This is a genomic window from Kribbella sp. NBC_01505 (genome assembly GCF_045040285.1).
Taxonomy (GTDB): domain Bacteria; phylum Actinomycetota; class Actinomycetes; order Propionibacteriales; family Kribbellaceae; genus Kribbella.
Window position 1 is genome coordinate 9395475 of the sequence record NZ_CP109425.1, and the last position, 16857, is coordinate 9412331.

17 protein-coding genes are annotated in these 16857 nt (G+C 64.8%); 6 read left to right on the plus strand and 11 right to left on the minus strand.

The features are described from left to right. Positions 1 to 61: 61 nt before the first annotated feature. From OG474_RS43790 to OG474_RS43815, 6 genes are all read right to left on the minus strand, one after another. A complete protein-coding gene (locus OG474_RS43790; protein ID WP_405059607.1) occupies positions 62 to 337 on the minus strand; it encodes a twin-arginine translocation signal domain-containing protein in 276 nt (91 codons plus the stop codon). Positions 338 to 672: 335 nt separating this feature from the next. Further along, positions 673 to 1434 carry an anti-sigma factor domain-containing protein gene (locus OG474_RS43795; RefSeq protein WP_405059608.1) on the minus strand — a complete coding sequence of 254 codons (762 nt, stop codon included), beginning with the start codon at positions 1432 to 1434 and terminating at the stop codon, positions 673 to 675. A gap of 2 nt (positions 1435 to 1436) precedes the next feature. Beyond that, entirely contained in the window at positions 1437 to 2030 is a 594-nt protein-coding gene (sigK, locus tag OG474_RS43800; protein WP_405059609.1) for an ECF RNA polymerase sigma factor SigK, read from the minus strand. Between the two features lie 90 nt (positions 2031 to 2120). Further along, the gene (locus OG474_RS43805) at positions 2121 to 2780 is read right to left on the minus strand and encodes a zf-HC2 domain-containing protein (protein ID WP_405059610.1); all 660 of its coding nucleotides are present in this window, start codon (positions 2778 to 2780) and stop codon (positions 2121 to 2123) included. Continuing rightward, a complete protein-coding gene (locus OG474_RS43810; protein ID WP_405059611.1) occupies positions 2777 to 3328 on the minus strand; it encodes a sigma-70 family RNA polymerase sigma factor in 552 nt (183 codons plus the stop codon). The genes OG474_RS43805 and OG474_RS43810 overlap by 4 nt, the downstream gene beginning before the upstream one ends. Positions 3329 to 3387: 59 nt before the next feature. Next, a complete protein-coding gene (locus OG474_RS43815; protein ID WP_405059612.1) occupies positions 3388 to 4266 on the minus strand; it encodes a DUF4394 domain-containing protein in 879 nt (292 codons plus the stop codon). 237 nt (positions 4267 to 4503) lie between these two features. Here OG474_RS43815 and OG474_RS43820 point away from each other — a divergent pair, with 237 nt between their 5' ends. Further along, on the plus strand, positions 4504 to 5442 hold the full coding sequence (locus tag OG474_RS43820) for a ferritin-like domain-containing protein (RefSeq protein WP_405059613.1): 939 nt from the start codon (positions 4504 to 4506) through the stop codon (positions 5440 to 5442). 105 nt (positions 5443 to 5547) lie between these two features. Further along, positions 5548 to 6495 (plus strand): esterase/lipase family protein, encoded by a 948-nt coding sequence (locus tag OG474_RS43825; RefSeq protein ID WP_405059614.1) that lies wholly within the window; start codon positions 5548 to 5550, stop codon positions 6493 to 6495. A gap of 73 nt (positions 6496 to 6568) precedes the next feature. Here OG474_RS43825 and OG474_RS43830 read toward each other — a convergent pair whose 3' ends face one another. Next, complete coding sequence (locus OG474_RS43830; RefSeq protein ID WP_405059615.1) at positions 6569 to 7030, minus strand: hypothetical protein; 462 nt, start codon at positions 7028 to 7030, stop codon at positions 6569 to 6571. Between the two features lie 65 nt (positions 7031 to 7095). Here OG474_RS43830 and OG474_RS43835 point away from each other — a divergent pair, with 65 nt between their 5' ends. Both OG474_RS43835 and OG474_RS43840 read left to right on the plus strand, forming a co-directional pair. Next, positions 7096 to 7665, plus strand: a complete 570-nt coding sequence (locus tag OG474_RS43835) for a hypothetical protein (RefSeq protein ID WP_405059616.1) — start codon at positions 7096 to 7098, stop codon at positions 7663 to 7665. A gap of 79 nt (positions 7666 to 7744) precedes the next feature. Continuing rightward, positions 7745 to 8905, plus strand: coding sequence for a hypothetical protein (locus OG474_RS43840; protein ID WP_405059617.1), 1161 nt, complete (start codon positions 7745 to 7747; stop codon positions 8903 to 8905). Here OG474_RS43840 and OG474_RS43845 read toward each other — a convergent pair. Further along, on the minus strand, positions 8891 to 10888 hold the full coding sequence (locus tag OG474_RS43845; RefSeq protein WP_405059618.1) for an NB-ARC domain-containing protein: 1998 nt from the start codon (positions 10886 to 10888) through the stop codon (positions 8891 to 8893). The genes OG474_RS43840 and OG474_RS43845 overlap by 15 nt on opposite strands. A 339-nt stretch (positions 10889 to 11227) precedes the next feature. On the opposite strand from OG474_RS43845, the gene OG474_RS43850 reads away from it, so the two are divergent. Then, on the plus strand, positions 11228 to 11437 hold the full coding sequence (locus OG474_RS43850; protein WP_405059619.1) for a three-helix bundle dimerization domain-containing protein: 210 nt from the start codon (positions 11228 to 11230) through the stop codon (positions 11435 to 11437). An 868-nt stretch (positions 11438 to 12305) separates the two neighbouring features. Here OG474_RS43850 and OG474_RS43855 read toward each other — a convergent pair. Together OG474_RS43855 and OG474_RS43860 are read right to left on the minus strand one after the other, a co-directional pair. Further along, on the minus strand, positions 12306 to 14402 hold the full coding sequence (locus tag OG474_RS43855; protein ID WP_405059620.1) for a KAP family NTPase: 2097 nt from the start codon (positions 14400 to 14402) through the stop codon (positions 12306 to 12308). A 63-nt stretch (positions 14403 to 14465) separates the two neighbouring features. Then, entirely contained in the window at positions 14466 to 15377 is a 912-nt protein-coding gene (locus OG474_RS43860) for a hypothetical protein (protein ID WP_405059621.1), read from the minus strand. A 114-nt stretch (positions 15378 to 15491) separates the two neighbouring features. On the opposite strand from OG474_RS43860, the gene OG474_RS43865 reads away from it, so the two are divergent. Continuing rightward, on the plus strand, positions 15492 to 15899 hold the full coding sequence (locus OG474_RS43865) for a hypothetical protein (RefSeq protein ID WP_405059622.1): 408 nt from the start codon (positions 15492 to 15494) through the stop codon (positions 15897 to 15899). Positions 15900 to 15903: 4 nt separating this feature from the next. On the opposite strand, the gene OG474_RS43870 is transcribed toward OG474_RS43865, so the two are convergent. Then, the gene (locus OG474_RS43870) at positions 15904 to 16359 is read right to left on the minus strand and encodes a PPC domain-containing DNA-binding protein (protein WP_405059623.1); all 456 of its coding nucleotides are present in this window, start codon (positions 16357 to 16359) and stop codon (positions 15904 to 15906) included. Between the last annotated feature and the right edge of the window lie 498 nt (positions 16360 to 16857).

Here is a 16857-nt window from a genome sequence, read left to right on the forward strand (position 1 = left end):
TGACAGCTGTAGCTGAGGTGAATTGCCGGCGGGCCGCACATGGCGAACCCTGGAGCCTTCGTCAGGCGATGGTCGTGGCACCCGCGAGGCGCGCGGCAAGCTCGCGGTCGGTGACCAGGACCTCACGCTCGCCGACCATGATCGCCAGCTCGCCTTTCTGCACGTTCTTGACGTGCACCACGAACGACTCGGCGTTCGTCAGATCCGCTGCCTCCAGCTGGGTGGCAGCATCGGCAGGCCGATCACCGAAGATCTTCGGTGCGGCGACGGCACCGACAGCGGCAACGCTCCCCGCGCCCGCGAACACCAGGAAACCGCGGCGTGTTGCGTCACTCATGTCTGTTCCTTCCCTGTCCGTACTCGGTGGCCGCCGGCGAACACCGGCGACCAGACCCTCCCCAGATGCGACCCGATCGCATATAGTGTGATCTGGATCACACTTGAGGTCGCGAGGCATTCGGGGCTGCTCGCCGGGTGGATAGGTGCTGACAGCTGCCAATTTCTCGCAGGCGCGTACTGGTCCGGAAACGAACGATGGCGCCTCCCTCAATCGACGGGTGCGAAGACGGTGAACTGGCCGCCGTTGAGGGTCGAGACGAGGTTGACCTTGGTGTTGAGCTTGCCGGGGACGGCCGCGACGAGGGTGGTGAGCAGCGGGTTGGCTTGCGGCGGTCAAGCCGCCATCGGAATGATGACCGCTGCCGGCATCGTCGGCGCCTGCGATCCACCTCGTGGCTCGACGGTGACACCGAAGGCGACCTTGCCCGCCACTCCGCCGGTGAGGACCCTGGTCTGATCGCTGAAGGCAGCTTGCGCGAGACCGACGGAATGGGCGGCCTTCGAACTGTCGATCAGCCAGAGCTGGTACGTCTTGTCCGACGGCAGCACCGGCAGATCACTCAGTACGACGACGGCCGCATCGCGCCCATCCGAGGCGACCATGGTCGCCTGACCGCCACCTTTCAGTGAACCGTGGACGGTCCGCGCATCCGGTTGAGCCAATACAGCGGCGATCTGGTCGGTGTTTCGCTGAGTCGCCGAGTTCTTGCGGTACTGGTCCACAGCCACCGCGCCCGTACCGGCGACGATCACCAGCGCAGCTGCCAGAGCAAGTAACGAGCGCCGCCCGAAGGACTGCCGCCGCACCGGCGCAGGCGACACCTGGATCGTCGCGCGCTCAATGGGCACAGTGGGCTCAGGCAGCGGCGGCAGTTGCTCGACCCGCCCGATCGAGGCCATCACCGATTCCTTCAAGGATGGTGGAGGTGTTACAGCGTTCCCGGCGTTCAGCCGGACCGCGGCCGCACTGAACCCCGCGACCTCGTCGGCGCACACCACACACTCGAGCAGGTGCCGCTCGAACAGAATCCGTTCGTCGTCAGGCAACGCGTCCAGCACGTACGGCGCCGCCAGCGAATGGATGTCTTCGTTCATGCTCATCGCTCCCCCGGGACACCGAGGCAGTCACGCAACCGCATCAGGCCGTCGCGCATCCTCGCCTTGACGGTCGACACATTTGCCTCCAGCAACGCAGCGACCTCGGTGTAGGTATAGCCCTGGTAGTAGGCCAGAGTGATCGACTCTCGCTGTAGTTCGGTCAGCGAGCCCAGACAATGACGGACCTGCTGGGCCTCGAGATTGTTCACGACCGTGTCCGTCACCTGATCGAAGTCGATCTCGGCCGAGCGTATCCCGACAAGGTGATCGCGATCCGCGGAGGCCTGTTCCGATCGGACCCGATCAATCGCCCGCCGACGCGCCATCGTCAGCGCCCAGGCACTGACCGAGCCCTTGGACGGATCGTAGCGAGAGGCGGTTCGCCAGATCTCGACCATAATCTCCTGCGTCACCTCCTCCGACTGCGCGGGGTTCCGCAGCACTCGCCGTACGAGCCCGAAGATCAATGGCGACAGCCGGTCGAACAGCGCACCGTAAGCCTGCGTGTCCCCGAGAGCGACGCGAGCCACCAGAGCCTGGTCGGGCGGCGCGTCGCCGACCGCCGGCCACGGTAGACCGACGGACTGGTTCATGATGCAGCCTTCCTGCTCGTCAGGGACGGTAGGCGGTGGCTGGTTCCGGTCACGCCGCACACGTCCGACTCGCAGTGTGATCGTACGCTGTCAGACCTGACCTCTCAGGACAACCCGATCAGTCTCGTCGAGCACCTCAAAGGTCCTCGCGTCACGGCGAAGGACTGAGGAGTTCAGGTTGCAGAGCATTCGCTTCGCCCCAGTGCCGATGAACTCGCCCGCGGGCGCTACTCGGCCGTCGGCGCCGAGCACAACCACGTGGTACCTCTTCCCGTCCTCGTATCCGGAGCCGGTCAACTTGATCTCCATGCCCCACGTGTGCGGGACCACGTCCGCAGTGGACTGGACTCCCGCGGCAATCGCGGTCACCTGTACCGGCTCCAGTGGAATCTTCGGTGGGTCCGGCGCCAGCGCATAGCCCAGTCCCGTGCCGGCCCCACCGACCAGCAGAACAGCCGCGGCGGCAGCCAGCCACCTTCTCGTGGGCCGGATCCGTCGCGGCTCGGACTTGATCGCCGCGACAATGGAATCTTCCAGCCACACCGGCGGAACCTCTGGCGACAGCTCCAGCCGATCGGGATCGATCAGCCGCAGAGGTGCTGCCAGTGGCGCGATCGCGGCCAGCTCGGCCCGGCATTCGGCACAGCCGTCGAGATGCGCCCGGACCCCGGTGCGCTCATCAGCACTCAACTGGTCCAGGGAATAGGCCCCGAGCAGATCCCGCAGCCGGCGATGCTCTTCGGTGTTCACAGTTCCACTCCCATCTCGTCCATCGCCAGTCGTAGCGCTTTGAGACCGTAGAAGACTCTGCTCCGCAGCGTCCCGACCGGCACGCCTTGCTCCGCCGCAACTTCGTCGTACGGGCGCCCACGAAGGTATGTCTCGATCAAGGCCGACCGGGCCTCGGGCCTGATCCGTCGCAAGGCTTCCTCGACGAGCCAGCTCTGGACTGCCCTGTCGTCGGCGTCATCCGTCACCGGGCCGAGTTCGGTCAGCAGGTCCGGAGACTGTGGCGTCGCCGGCTGTGCGGCCTTGCGGCGCGACTCGTCGATCACGAGGTTGCGAGCGATCGCGAAGAGCCAGACGCGCAGACTCGCCAGCGACGGATCGAACCGATCGGCGGCTCGCCAGGCACGGACGAAGGTCTCCTGTACGACGTCCCTGGCCGCGCCCTCGTCGTTGAGCTGGCGCAACGCGAACCGGTAGAGCTCGGCTCCATGCTCTGCATAAGCCGCGCGGATCCCGTCATCCCTGCTGAGATCGTGATCATTCCGCAGACCACGCTGTGGCGATGGCACTGGGGCAGTCCTCTCGCGAAAGGTGGCCGCCGAGCTGTAGTACCCGGCGGCCCGTGGACTCAGCGGGCAGCGTAGGAGAGGCCGACGACCTCGCCCAGCCCGAGCGCCAGCAACGGAGTGGTCCGGCCGGTCTTCAGGTCGACGCGCACCAGTTTGGAGCCACCGAACAGCCCGTAGCTACCCTGCACGGCCGCAATCGCATCGTAGTCACGCGCGTCGTACGAACCGGCCACCCGCCCCTTGCCATTGATGTCGAAGCCATTCACGGCCGAGATGTCCGCACCCAGACGGCCAACGGTGAACAGCTGACCGGTGTTCGGAGACACGGCCGGCGTCGTACCGGGCAGGGTGCCTTGGGTGGCAAGCGCGTCCTTGCGTGCATCGAGAACGTACAGGCCGGTCGTCGTCGACCCGGCAAAACTGTCCGTGTACGCCGCCGCTGCAACCTTCGGCGCCGATCCCCCGGCTGCGTAGGCGAGCGGGGTATCGGTCGCGGCGACCGCGCCGGTGTCGGGATGCAGCCGCAGATTGCGGCCATTGGTCGTGACCACCCGGATCCGGTCAACGGTCGGGTTGAAGTCGAAGCCGACACCGGTGCCGACTGGCCCGGCGGCCGCCGTACCGACCGCCGCAGCCTTTCCGGAGCGGACGTCCACCGTGTACAGCTGCCCGGACTTGGCAATCGCGTACAGCTGGCCAGTGGCAGGCCGAACGTCGATGCCTACCAAGCGGTCCTGAGCCTTGAGCCCGTGAACCTTGACCCGGTGCTCGGCCAGCAGCGGCAGCTTCGAATCCCGAACGCTCAGCACACCGTTGCTCTCCAGCAAGTACAGGTCAGGAGCCGCGCTGCGACTCGATGCCGACGCCGAGGGTACTGCGGTCAGTCCTGCAGCGAGCACGGTGCCCAGAGCAACTACAACTGCCAGCGATCTCTTCATGACGAACTCCTCGAATCCGGTGAATGACGCGGGTGAGTACGGTCTCGCCGCTCCCGGCGTTCAAAGCCGCGCCAACTTTCCTCAGATTCGGCGTGCCACGAATTGATACCTGTCCAATCGGCGTTCGGCTCCGAATACCGTGAGCCGTATGTGTCGCCTCGCCGGTACGTACGGTCCAGGTCCTCACCCGGGGCTACCGCCTACCTGAGCCGATTCTCGCCTCTTGGAGAGAAGCGCATGTTCGACAAACTGTTCATCCGCAATGCCATCAACCGCAGCGCTGAGAGTGATGTCGACCGCCGACGGTTCCTGCGGTCGGCCGGGGCCGCCGGAATCGCCGGGGTGGCCGGCGCCGGGCTGCTGAGCGCAGGCCCCGCGTCGGCAAGCTCGGAGCACGCCGACGCCAAGCCGAGCGACGGCGCAGTACTGAACTTCGCCCTCAACCTCGAGTATCTCGAGGCCGAGTTCTACCTCCGCGCTGTGCGTGGCTACGGGCTGTCCGCAGCCGAGATCTACGGCAAAGGCAAGCCCGGCGGCGTCAAGGGCGGGCGGAAGGTCAAGTTCCCGACCAAGTCAATCCGTGCCTACGCCGAGGAAATCGCCGCCGACGAACTCGCCCACGTACGGTTCCTCCGCAGCGCGCTCGGCAGCGCCGCAGTCGCGAGGCCGTCCATCGACATCGACGCTGCCTTCACCGCAGCGGCGACGGCGGCCGGACTGATCAAGCCCGGTCAGCGATTCGACGCGTACGCGAACGAGAACAACTTCCTGCTCGCGGCCTACGTCTTCGAGGACGTCGGCGTCACGGCGTACAAGGGCGCAGCACCACTGATCAGCAACAAGACCTACCTCGAAGCGGCCGCCGGCATCCTGGCCGTCGAGGCCTACCATGCGGCCAATATCCGCACCAGCCTGGTCGCCCGCGGGCTCCAGGCGCCGTCGGTCGCGATCTCCAACGCACGCGACAGCCTCGACGGCAAGTCCGACCTCGACCAGGGCACGACGTACCAAGGAAAAACCAACATCGTGCCCACCGACCGCAACGGCATCGCTTTCAGCCGTAGCGCCGGCCAGGTCCTGAACGTCGTCTACCTCAACCCCAAGGCCGTCACCAAGGGCGGCTTCTTCCCCCACGGCGTGAACGGCACCATCAACACCAGCGCCAAGAGCAGCTGACCCCGATCAGCCCGTCGCCCGGCCGATCCCGGGCGACGGGCCGCCAGCCACCCGAAGAGGCCAGACTCGCTTTACTCGGTGGGATCGCCGCACTACGTTGAGTAGGTGAAAGCAGGCCGTATCGCGCTGATCGCCGCCCTCGTCCTTGTCGCCGGGCTGGTTCCGGCCGCCACAGCTGCTGCTGATCAGGGTCCGCCGCTGACTGTGCCGGCCAAGGAACTTGCCGCGTCTCTGACTTGTACGGCGGACGTCGACCGGGCCAAGCGCGATCCCGTGCTGCTGTTTCCGGCATTCTCCACAGCGCAGGAGTCCTACGGTGCGACGTACCTGAAGGACCTGCCGAAATGGGGCTTCCCAACCTGCTCGATCACCCTTGCCGACAGGGGGTACGGCGATCTGCAGCGGGCTGCAGAATTTGCGGTCTACGCGATCCGCACCGTCAGCGAACGCAGCGGTCGGCAGGTCTCCGTGCTCGGTCACCAGCATGGTGGGATCGATTGGCTGCTCGCACTCCGGTTCTGGCCGGACGTGCCCGCCAAGGTGTCCGACTACATCTCGCTGGCCGCACCACACCACGGCACCGAGGTGGCTGCCACGGTCTGCACCACGCTGCGTTGCTCGCCATCGCAGTGGCAGATCCGGACCGGGTCGAAACTCTTGACGGCCGTCAACCGCAAGCCCGCACCCCGCGGGCCGTCGTACACCTCGATCTCCACCGCGTACGACGAGTTGATCACCCCGCAACCGGCCGCCAGCCACATGCTCGGCGCTCGCAACATCGTGCTGCAAGACGTATGCCCCGGGCGGCTCGTCGAGCACTTCACGATCCTGGTCGACCCGCTGACCAACCAGCTCGTGCGAGATGCTCTCGAGCACCCAGGCCCCGCCGACCCGTCCCGTCTCGCCAAGCCCTGCAGCACGTCCGCGCTCGGACTACCCACCCTGGCCGGCCTCCCAGGACTCCTCGGATTCGGCCTGCGCTTCACCGTCAACGGCGTCGTCGCCACCGTCCCCTCCGAGCCCACACTCCGCCCGCAATTCGCCACCGGATAGCCACACACTCTTGGAGGCAAGCGGCCTCCTTCGTCGCCGGCCTCTTCCTGCTCGTCACGCATAATGCCAAGAATCACCAGAGGTACCGATCGAGGTCTCGCGAGAGAGCATCGAGGAGTACGGCGCGAGCCGCGGCGTAGTCTGCAACGGTAGCGATGCGGTCCGGGTTCGACGCTGCCGATCGTGCCAAGGGGCCGGCTAACCGCTCCGCGAGGACCACCAGCTCCTTGAGCGGCCCCGCTGCAATTTCCCGCGATTGGAAGGCCACGGGGACGGTCAGTCTGTTGAGACCGGCCAGTGCGGACGCGAGCTCATCAAGGGCTGGGGCTCGGTCGACGGTGATCGCGAACGCGTCCACCTGCAGCACCAGATTCGTGTAGACCTCATTGCGCACCTCATAGCGGCGCTCGGTCCGCCGCGCATCCCGATCCCGCGACTCCCGCCGTCGCGCTTGGGCACCGGTGAGCCATGAGCCGGCGAGGGCGAAGAAGCCGCTGAGGAAAGCCAGAGCAAACGGGAGCCAGGTCGAGTTCATGGCGATCACCGTACTCAGGCCCGCGCGGTTCGACGCGGTACGGCGCGGGTCATCGGGTAGACGTCGTGACTACGATGCTGACGTACATCCGCTACCTCAGGAGAAGGCGCTTGCCCACCGCAGACCGGCTCCTCGTCCCGGTCGGACCGGATTCCGCACCGTGGCGAACAGTCTCGCCGCATCGGACCGTTCTGGTGATCGTCCATACAGTCACGGCCTGGAACAGGTTCGCGGACATCCTCCCGGTCTTCGACTCCGACCGCCGTGTGCAACTCGTCTTCACGTTCCCTGACGCGTCCGCGGTGTCTGCTGGTATCGAGGAACACCTCGTTGCCCAAGGCACACGAGTGATTCCGTGGGAACGCGCACTGACGGTCGAGTTCGATCTTGCGCTGTCCGCCCACCACAGCGGCGACCTCCACAAGATCCGTGCACCACTAGCCGTCCTGTCACATGGTATGGGGTATACTAAATACTCGCACCGGGACACCGGGACACCGGGACACCGGGACACCGGGACACCGGGACACCGGGACACCGGGACACCGGGACACCGGGACACCGGGACACCGGGACACCGGGACACCGGGACACCGGGACACCTACGGCCTCAGCCCGAGATGGCTTCTGTATGACGGAGAGCTCACGCCGGCTTCGATCGTTCTGACGCATCACGAGCAAATCGATCGGCTAGCCGCGGCATCGCCCGAAGCCGTGTCCTCGGCATTCGTAGGCGGCGACCCCTGCTTCGACCGTCTGATGGTCAGTGAACACCGTCGTGAGCGTTATCGTCGTGCGCTCGGAGTGCACGACGACCGAACGATTGTGGCCGTGACCTCAACATGGGGAGGCCGATCTCTCTTCGGTGCGAACCCCGATCTCATCGCCAATCTGGTTGCAGAGCTTGAGCTCGACTCGTATGTCGTCGCTGTCATCCTCCACCCCAACATCTGGTACGCCCACGGCCCCGCGCAAATCCGCCTCTGGCTCGGTGATTGCCTGCGCGCTGGTGTCAGGCTGATTCCCCCGGCCGAGGGATGGCAGCAAGCGATCCTCGCCGCCGGCGTCGTCTTGGGCGACCACGGCTCTGTCAGCGGCTATGCCGCTGCCGCCGGTCGCCCGACTGTCCTCGCTGCCTTTCCTGCCGAGGATGTCGTGCCCAAGTCGGCCATCGATGCCCTTGGCCGGTCGTCGGCGAGGTTCAACCTCCGCGCGGCGTTCCAGCCCCAGCTCGCCAGAGCCACCCTCGCAGACTCGCCTGTCCGTATCCTGACTACGTCCGTACCCGGCGAAGCGAGCGCCCTCCATCGCGCAGAATTCTACCGTCTGATGAAGCTGCCCGAGCCTCAGTCACCTGCAATTGTCCCCCAGTACGACGCCGACCGACTGAGCCCGATCCGCCAGCCCCTTACCGCTTGGTGGGCCGCTGCCTCGTCTGACGCCGAAGGCATCTACACCGTTAGGCGCTGGCCGGCGTCTGTTGTCGGGCGCCCGGACCAATCCCCGGAGGACACAGCACGGCACCTCGTTGTCTCGGCCGATGAACCCCGCCGCGACCTCTTCACCAACGCCGCGATCTGCGTCGTCGATGGACCGGCAACAGCACCCAGCACGATCTTCCGGGAACGTCCCGCCTGCTCAATAGTTGCCATCCGCACCGGACCGGATTCGTGTTCGCTGGTCCACCGGACCGGCTGGACGGCCAAGTTGACCGTGCGCTCTGCCACCAACCATCCGGTCGACCCAGTAATCCCTGCGTCAGTCGTCCATAACCAACTGGCGGCACAACACACTCCACCCGAGACCCTTGAGATCCGTATCGGCTCGGCACAAGTCATCGTCGCCCTCAGCCAGGTCTCCTCAAAGGCCGAGTGACTCGATCGCCCGCAACACCTCATCTGCCTCGGCAGCGCCGAGCTCGGTGTAGAGCTCATGCGCACGCTGGTAAGCCACTAGCGCGTCATCGGCCTGGCCTCGGCCCGACAGCCCAAGCCCAAGGTGGAAACGTGCCTCGGCCTCTCCTCGCCGTAGCCCGTCCTCGGCGAAGAGTCCAGCCGCCTTCTCGAAACACTCGACCGGGTCGTCGCCAGCGGGCAGGTTGCTTGTCGCAGCCCCTAGGACCATCAGACACTTCGCACGGTTCTCGACTTCGGTCGACAGATCGAAGAAGCTCAGCGCTCCACCTGCCCATCGCGCCGATGCCACGTGGTCCGGCACGATCGCCGCGGTCCTGGCCCGCTGAAGACCGAGCAACGCGATCATTCGGGGCGGCTGATCAGCCGGCATCATCTCGCCCGCGAGCTGCACGACCTTCTCGGAGTCGTCGTAGTACCGGAATGCCTCATCGATCTTGGTCGTTGCGACCTCGAAGTTCTCCTCCGCCATGGCGACCTTGGCTTCGGCGGTCGCGACCTTACCGAGCCACTCCAGGGCGCTTTGCTCCCCCATCGCATGCCCGATCTCGCGCGCACACTTCAACGACTGCAAGAAGCTCGCCCGCGCCGCCTCGAACTCCTCCTTCGCAAGATGAGCAGCCCCTCGATGCGACTCGAGTTGCATGATCGCAGCAGTGTTTCCGGTCAGCTCAGCAGATCTGAGCCCTGCTTGAAGGCAGTCGAGCCAGAGATCGAGACGCCCCTGATGATGGGCGTACTTGTACAGCCCGAGGCAGAGTCGCACCGCGACCTCATGCTGCCCGTTGTCTGCGGCGCTCGCCACACAGGCCAGCACCGACGCCTGCTCAGCCCTGAACCAGGCCAGGGCCTCGCCACGATCAACAGACACAGGCACCGACTCGGACGTCGCTCCGACCCTCCAACGGTTCGCCAAGGCGCCATCCCGCGGATCCAGCTCGGACAGATACCACTCCGTCACCCTGGTCACCACTGCGGCCCGGTCGTCTCGATCCTCGATCCGGCTCGCAGCATCGGACCGCAGCAGCCGGAAGTACGCGTATCGCCCCGAGCCTGCCGTCCGCAGCATGTTGCCGTCCACGAGCTTGTCGATGAGTTTGGCAGCCAAGCGTTCGTCGGCATCGAGAACCACCGCAGCAGCCCCGGCGCCGAAATCAGGACCTGGAATGAGCACCAACAGCCGGTAGGCCCGACGCAGCTCGTCATCCAATGCGTCGTAGACATGGTCCGCAAGCCACTTCGACTCGTCCAACTCGAGCACACCGACAGATGAGTTCTCTGCGTCCCCGACGATCCTCTGTGCGAGATCGGGATGGGCACTCAGTCGCGCGGCGAGCCTCCGGATCACCAATGGGTGCCCTTCGCACAACGCGACCAACTTCTGCAGGATGTCGGGTTCGACCGTTGTCACGGCCTCACCGAGGCGCTCGGCCATCAACTGCAGTGCCGCATCCGGTGGAAGTTCGTCCAAGGGGACAGGCCGAAAGTCATACGTCGCCTGCAGGTCCCACAGGTTCGCCCGTGCCGTCACGACCACCGTGACTCCCGGAGATGTCGGGACAAGCAGCCGGACCTGCTCCGCGGACACCACATCCCGGATGACCATCAGATACGTCTGCGCCACCGACCTGCGCTGGAGCTCGTGAGCACGCGCATGGTCGGAAGTCGGCAGTTCGCGCTCCTGCGCGCCAAGTCCGATCAAAGCCTGCGCCAGCATGTCTCCCACCGGAACCGGCAGACCATCGGCCTGGCGCGCCAGCACCTCGACGTAGTTTCGTTTGAAGTCTTCCACGTTCTCATGGAAGAACTGCGACGCCAGACTCCAGCGCCCGGACTGCTCGATACCGTGAATGTAGAACCGGCAGGGCGCCTCCGCCTCGAGGCTCGCCTTGAAGTGCTGCCCCATCAACGCGCGCTGAGGCACGCGATCCACAAAGGAAGCCACACGCTCAGGCCACGGAGTCCCAGCAATCATCAATCCATCCCCCAGCACATGATCGGTGGCGTTGCGTAATCATAGACCGGGGTCCCCGAGCGAGATGGTCCCTCTCCGGCCACGGCTCGCCGTACGCTGCCATGACCCATAGTTCGAACTATCTGCAGTCCCATCCAGACTTCACAGATGTGTTCCACCATGGCAACGAAAGACTCCGCGCCTTGACCACCATCAGTCGAGGTCACGGATGCGACCAGCTGGAGGCGCTGGTTGAGAAGGTCGGGCGCGCCAAACGAACAGTCGGTGAACAGCCTTGCGTCACGGCGCCTTCCACGTTCATCTGGACAGATGAACCGCTCTGATGAAGACCGCGCGATAGCCGAAGCAGCCGAGCGACTCACCAAGAAGTTCTCTGGCCTCTCCCCAGACACCATAGAACGCGCCGTCGCCGACAGCCGACTCGAGTTCGACGGCAACCCGATTCGCGATTTCGTTCCGTTGTTCGTAGAGCGCGCCGCGAAGCATCGCCTTCGGACCTTGACCAGCACCGGCGCGTAGGCGGCCCGACATCGACTACCGGCTTGCCGATCACGTGGCGCATCTCGACGCATTCAGAACACCGCTCGCGACTTGTCAGCGGCCCACGGAGCAGTTACGGACCAGGCGGCCCCTGAAGCCGAGCGATCGCACTGCTAGTTCCGAAGGTCCCGCCGCCTGCGCATCAGGCTCTGGAGATCATCCCTTGCTGCCTCAACACCAGCAGCGACGGCCGACCGGAACCAGCGCTCGACCTCCGCGTCGTCACCGCGCTCATGCAGCACCACGCCTAGGTTGTATTTCGCATCGTCGTGACCGGTCTCAGCGGCCGCACGGAGCCATCTTTCGGCCCCAGCTACCCGACCGACCTGTCCCGACTCCCTGAAGCAAGACCAAGGGACGCCGTCGTCCGCTAAGGCGGCGGCTGATTCGGTCAGACGATGACCCGGATCGGATTCACGCGCGCCACCTTGAAGGTAGACCTCGGGAACCGGATCACTCGCAGCCGACTACCCCCTCTCCGCCCAGCCTCTCGCCGCCGACGTCCTCGAAACCATCCCAGCTCCCCCGCGAACCTCACGGCCCGAGGCCGGCGACGCCACTACAGACCAAGACTTTGTTCAGCCTTTCCCAGATCTGTCGGTGCGACGTCGCCGGCCTCACCGTCGGCCGCTTCGGCCACTCCCTAGAAACACTGAACGATCGGTCGGGCACTAGCAATCGGTGGGCGCCTTCGTATCCGCCTACGCCATCCCGGACATCGGCGAAGATCACCTCGCCCTCCACCTACGAGCTCTACGGCACACCACTCCCGAACACGATTCCGGACATCGGCTTTGGGGGGGGTTGAATCGTGCTGATGAGGTCTGCACCCAAGGTTTCAAGCAAACTAGTCGAAGTCTAAGTCGGTCGAGGAGGCAGAGTTCGGCCGGTCGACGCGGCCTTGACAGTAAAGCTTGCGATTCGGCCAGGACGTCACGGAGACGTCGACATCCGGCACCGGATCTTGGTCGTACCAGGGATCATCCAAATCGGGGGCGAGCATGTTCCAAGCCCTCTGATCAAAGTCGGCGAGAAACCAAGAAGCTCCGGCCGGAGCGGCAGCACGCAGCCCGACCATGCGGGCGGCGAGATCGTCTAGACCTGCGTCGCCCGCACGAAGAGCGACGCCGATCTCCGCTTTCAGCTCTCCAGCATCGCCGAATACAGTGGCAAAGCTTCGGTAGAACCCCACCGGTTCTGTTTCGGGTGCAGCATCCTTGGCGCGCAGGCTAGCCATAAAGGCCAACCTCGCTTGATCGGCGAGGACCTTCGTAGAAGCACCGACCCAGTCACTCCCCGAGCTGTCTCCGACAAGACTTATGACGCCGCGCCAGACTATGAGCCTCGTTCGAAGTTCGGCCGGCTCTAGTGCGTCGGCGACCGCCCCCGGCGCTCGCGCGGAGTCCGAGGAGGCGAGCACGGTGCCCATCCAGTCGGTCAATGTCGCGTACGGATCGACCACAACTGTTGACCTCGAAGACATGACATCGGCGTGCCCGGCCAGAACGCGGACCAGGCGGAGACGCTCCACATCGGTCAGGTCGTTCGATTGTGTGCGGACCTTCGTCAGGACGAGATAGGTCTTGGCCGAATCGGTGCCGCTCAAGAGATCTCGCAGAGCGGAAGCATCACCGGCGATTGCTGCGGACATTGCGTCCTGGACGGCCTGATCGGAGATGTCGTGGCTTGGGATACCCATCGCGAAGTATCGATCGAAATAGTCGTTGTGGGCGATCCGTCGCGGCATGGTGGGAGGCATCGACTGGGCCTCGCCGGTCGGCAGCTTCGGAAACAGCTCGCGGAGCAACGCCGCCGCCTCCGTCCGCGCGTCGCTCGGCGCGACATCGACCAGTGGCTGCCAATCAAGAGACCTGTACCTGATGCCGTCGCTCGACAGGTCCACAACGCCGTCATGACCGTTGAGAACGCGGGAACGCCATGCCGGGAGTTCGGCATACAGTGGCGGGAAGGCCACACGAATCAGCATCAGCAACATGGCATCGACGTCGTCGATCTCGGTGGTGCTGAGCATCGGTAGATGATGCCGGACCTGGGCAACGAAGCGGTCGACGCCTCGTGGTGTCCACAGGTGAGTGGGAAAGAGGTCCCCGACCCGGGAGAGCCGATCCCAGTCGATGCCATCTCGCTTGGTCTCCTGCAGAACTTCCTGGATGCCATCGTCCAGCCGATGCAGTATCTGGGTCTGCATCAGCGGTGGGACCACCAACGGATACTGCACGATCTTCTCGATGAATCGTTCGAAGGTCGCTCTCGAGTCCGTCTGGTTGCCGGATGAGAACGACCGGGCGAGGGTTCGTTCGTCGTACGCGAGCAAGTAGTTCACGCCTGGGAACCGCCCCAGCAACCGGACGACCCTGAAGAGCGCGGACAGCTCGGTCGGGTCCAACCGATCGATGTCGTCGGCTACCACCAGGACCGGTATGCCGAGCTTCCGCAGACCCTTCGTGGCTTTGGCGAAGGCCTTGTCCCACGGCGTCGGCTCCGCCAGCCATTGCCCCGTTGTCTTGAGTGTCTCCCCGATCGGTTTACCTGCGCCCGGGATCGCCGAGGCGGCGGGAGCCGAGATCTGTGCAAGTCTGGCCAACGCACTGCGTGATTTCCTGCCGACCTTGCGACGGCGGGGCAGCGGCTGAATCAACGTCGAATAAAACTCGCTCAACAACCCGGCAACATCGCTGGTTGCCCACGGGGTGAACCGGACAACCTTCCATCCGGCATACCGCTGCTCGAGGCTCTCGGTGATCATCGCGACCATCGAACTCTTTCCGCTACCCCACGGACCACTCAGGCCGAACACCGTGCTGGAGGCCGACGAGTGACTTGTGGCGATGAGATCGGCGGCTCGATCTGCATAGCCGGCCCGATCGAAGGCATCGTCAGCACGACTCTCGATCGGATCATCACTCCAGCTTCGTGACACCATCTACGCATTCTCACAGAACCGCGGATCCGCGGTGCGCCAGACCATGAGACTCACAGGCAGACTTCATAATACTCGATCATCTGTTCTATCCTGATGCTGTGGGCACGAACAGGCGCTATCCCAGTTCTTCATGGAGGCGTTGAAGCCGCTACGTGTCGTCCTCAACATGGCTGGTGACAGGCCGCGCGATAGGTCGACGGCCTGGACGCGGCGAAAGGACCTGGCTAGATCGGGCAGGCTTTCAACGGCCCTCCGCCGCGCAGCCTCATTGTCCGAGACCAGGACGACCACAGTATCGGTCACCGCATGAACCCCAGCACCTGGGATTCGCGACTGTCCAGCCGACAGGAGCGCGCCGCACAACGGGATTCCAGCCCATCGACCGCCACTCAGTCGGCTGACGTTCTCGATCGCGAATGCATCCAACGGGTCATCGACCAGGACCGGTGACGCTTCTTCAGACAGAAGATCGAGTTGCTCGGCGATCCCGATGATGCTGCCCGATCGGCGGTGGATCTGGGTGTTCGGCGAAGCGGTGTAGTAGGCCGAGCCACCGCTCCGCCGTCCGCCGGTGAAGCCAACGATCTGCAGGCGGTCGTCCCTCGCCGGAAGCATCAATTGATCGCGGAACCGGTCGACCAACCGGCCGTCCGCACCGACGGCTCCGAGACCGACGTTCCGCATTGACGTTAGGTCGAATCCCAGCGCTCGCAGGTGATCCACCAACCGTGATCGAGAAGCTGGCGCATACCCGAACATCCACCTCGAACCCTCGTCGAGCTGAGCAAGCGACCCTCCCTGCTTGAGATAGTCACGCGCCCATCCCTTCTTCTCCCTGAATAGTTCTCGCCGGTAGAACCGGGTCGCTGCCTGCGTGACGTCGATCAGCCGCCGTCGCGCCGCCTCGGTCGGAACCGCCCGCGGATCCGGTATCCGCGATCCGATGCCGTTTCTCCAGGCAGACAAGTGATCCATGCCTCCGACGGTCGTCGGAAGAACACCAACTCAGAACCCGGATCAGCCGTTCCAGGAGTGCCGCCACACCGGCACCCGCCCGCGCCATCAACCGTTCCCTGGCACACTCAGAGCATGGGCAAGAAGCCACAGTCTTCAGAGGATCTGGATGCCCTCTGGGTGCAATGGGAAGATCTTCGAGATGAGCTGAGCACTTGGAACTTCCGCCTCGGGCCGGTCGGCATCAACGCACGATTCGGATCGTTGCGACTAGCAAAGTACTTCGTGGGATTCCACCTCGTCGTCGCGATCATCGGCGCACTATTGATCTTCCTCACCGAGGATGCGCCACGAGATCTCGGCATGGCCTTGATTGTTGGTGCCCTGTTCGGCCTCGGTGCCTTCATCGCCCAAGTCTGGGCAGCTCAGGTCAGTCGGGAGGAATGGCTCCGCGAAGACCAGATGCGCCGCAAGATCAGTGAGCTCGACACCAAGATCGAGCGAGCCCTGAAGGCAGCCCGCCGACAAGACCCCGACAGTTGACCCGTCAGAACGAGAGCAGCGGAACGTTGTGGAGGTCCGGCCGACGAACGCGGGACAAGGTCTGCGATGCCACCTCCACGACGAACATCTCGGTGAGGAACTGGATCTTCGCGCCCAGGAGATGACTCGTATGCGCCATCGCCGAGTGCCCATTCAGACCGACGGAGGCGTGGATGTGCGGCAGCACTCCGCCCGTCTCATCGTCCCACGCAAGCGTGCCGGCGCCGATCGCCTCGACGTTCTCCAGATGTACGGCGCTCCAGACCGGAGCATCTGGATTCTCGAGCTTCTCGCAGGTGCCGACGAGCTCGACCTCCCGCATGCCGGCGATGAACATCGGGATGAAGCCTTGGCGGACGTCGTGCTCGGCGCAGAACTCGGCCAGAGCGGTGTAGAAGTCGTCGCCGTGGTCGAAGTGGACGGCGAAGGTCCGGCCCATGGTGAGTTCAGCGGCGCGCAAAGTCGTCTCAACTCCGACATCGCCATCACCCGCGTCGTCGACCTGGCAATACTCGGTGACCTGCGCGTCCTGGGAGCGAGCCGCTTACGCTTCCCGCCACTCGACGACCACCGTGCCTGGAACCCGTGGAACCTTCGGCGGATCATCGCACTCACCTCACCGCGGCAACGACGCTCGCCGCCCTGGCCGCCGCGATCAAGAGCGTGCTGCCCTGGCTCGACCGTTGACCTGCGGCGCCCGCGACCTGCTACTGTCGTCGCGGGCATTGTGGTGCCCCAGTCCGCTCGGTGGCTGACCCAGCCGCGCAGACCAAGGAGCTCGGCTCCCCCATTGCGCCACCAGCATTCGATCTCTCGTGCTTGTCCGTCGATCTCGCGGACCGGGTCAGCGGCCGCTGGAGAACCCATGACGACATCTGCCTTGTCCCGGCGCGCGCGCTTCCGCTCGCAGGCCACGCTCGAGTCCTTCAGAGACGCAACAATCCAACTGCGCCGCGCG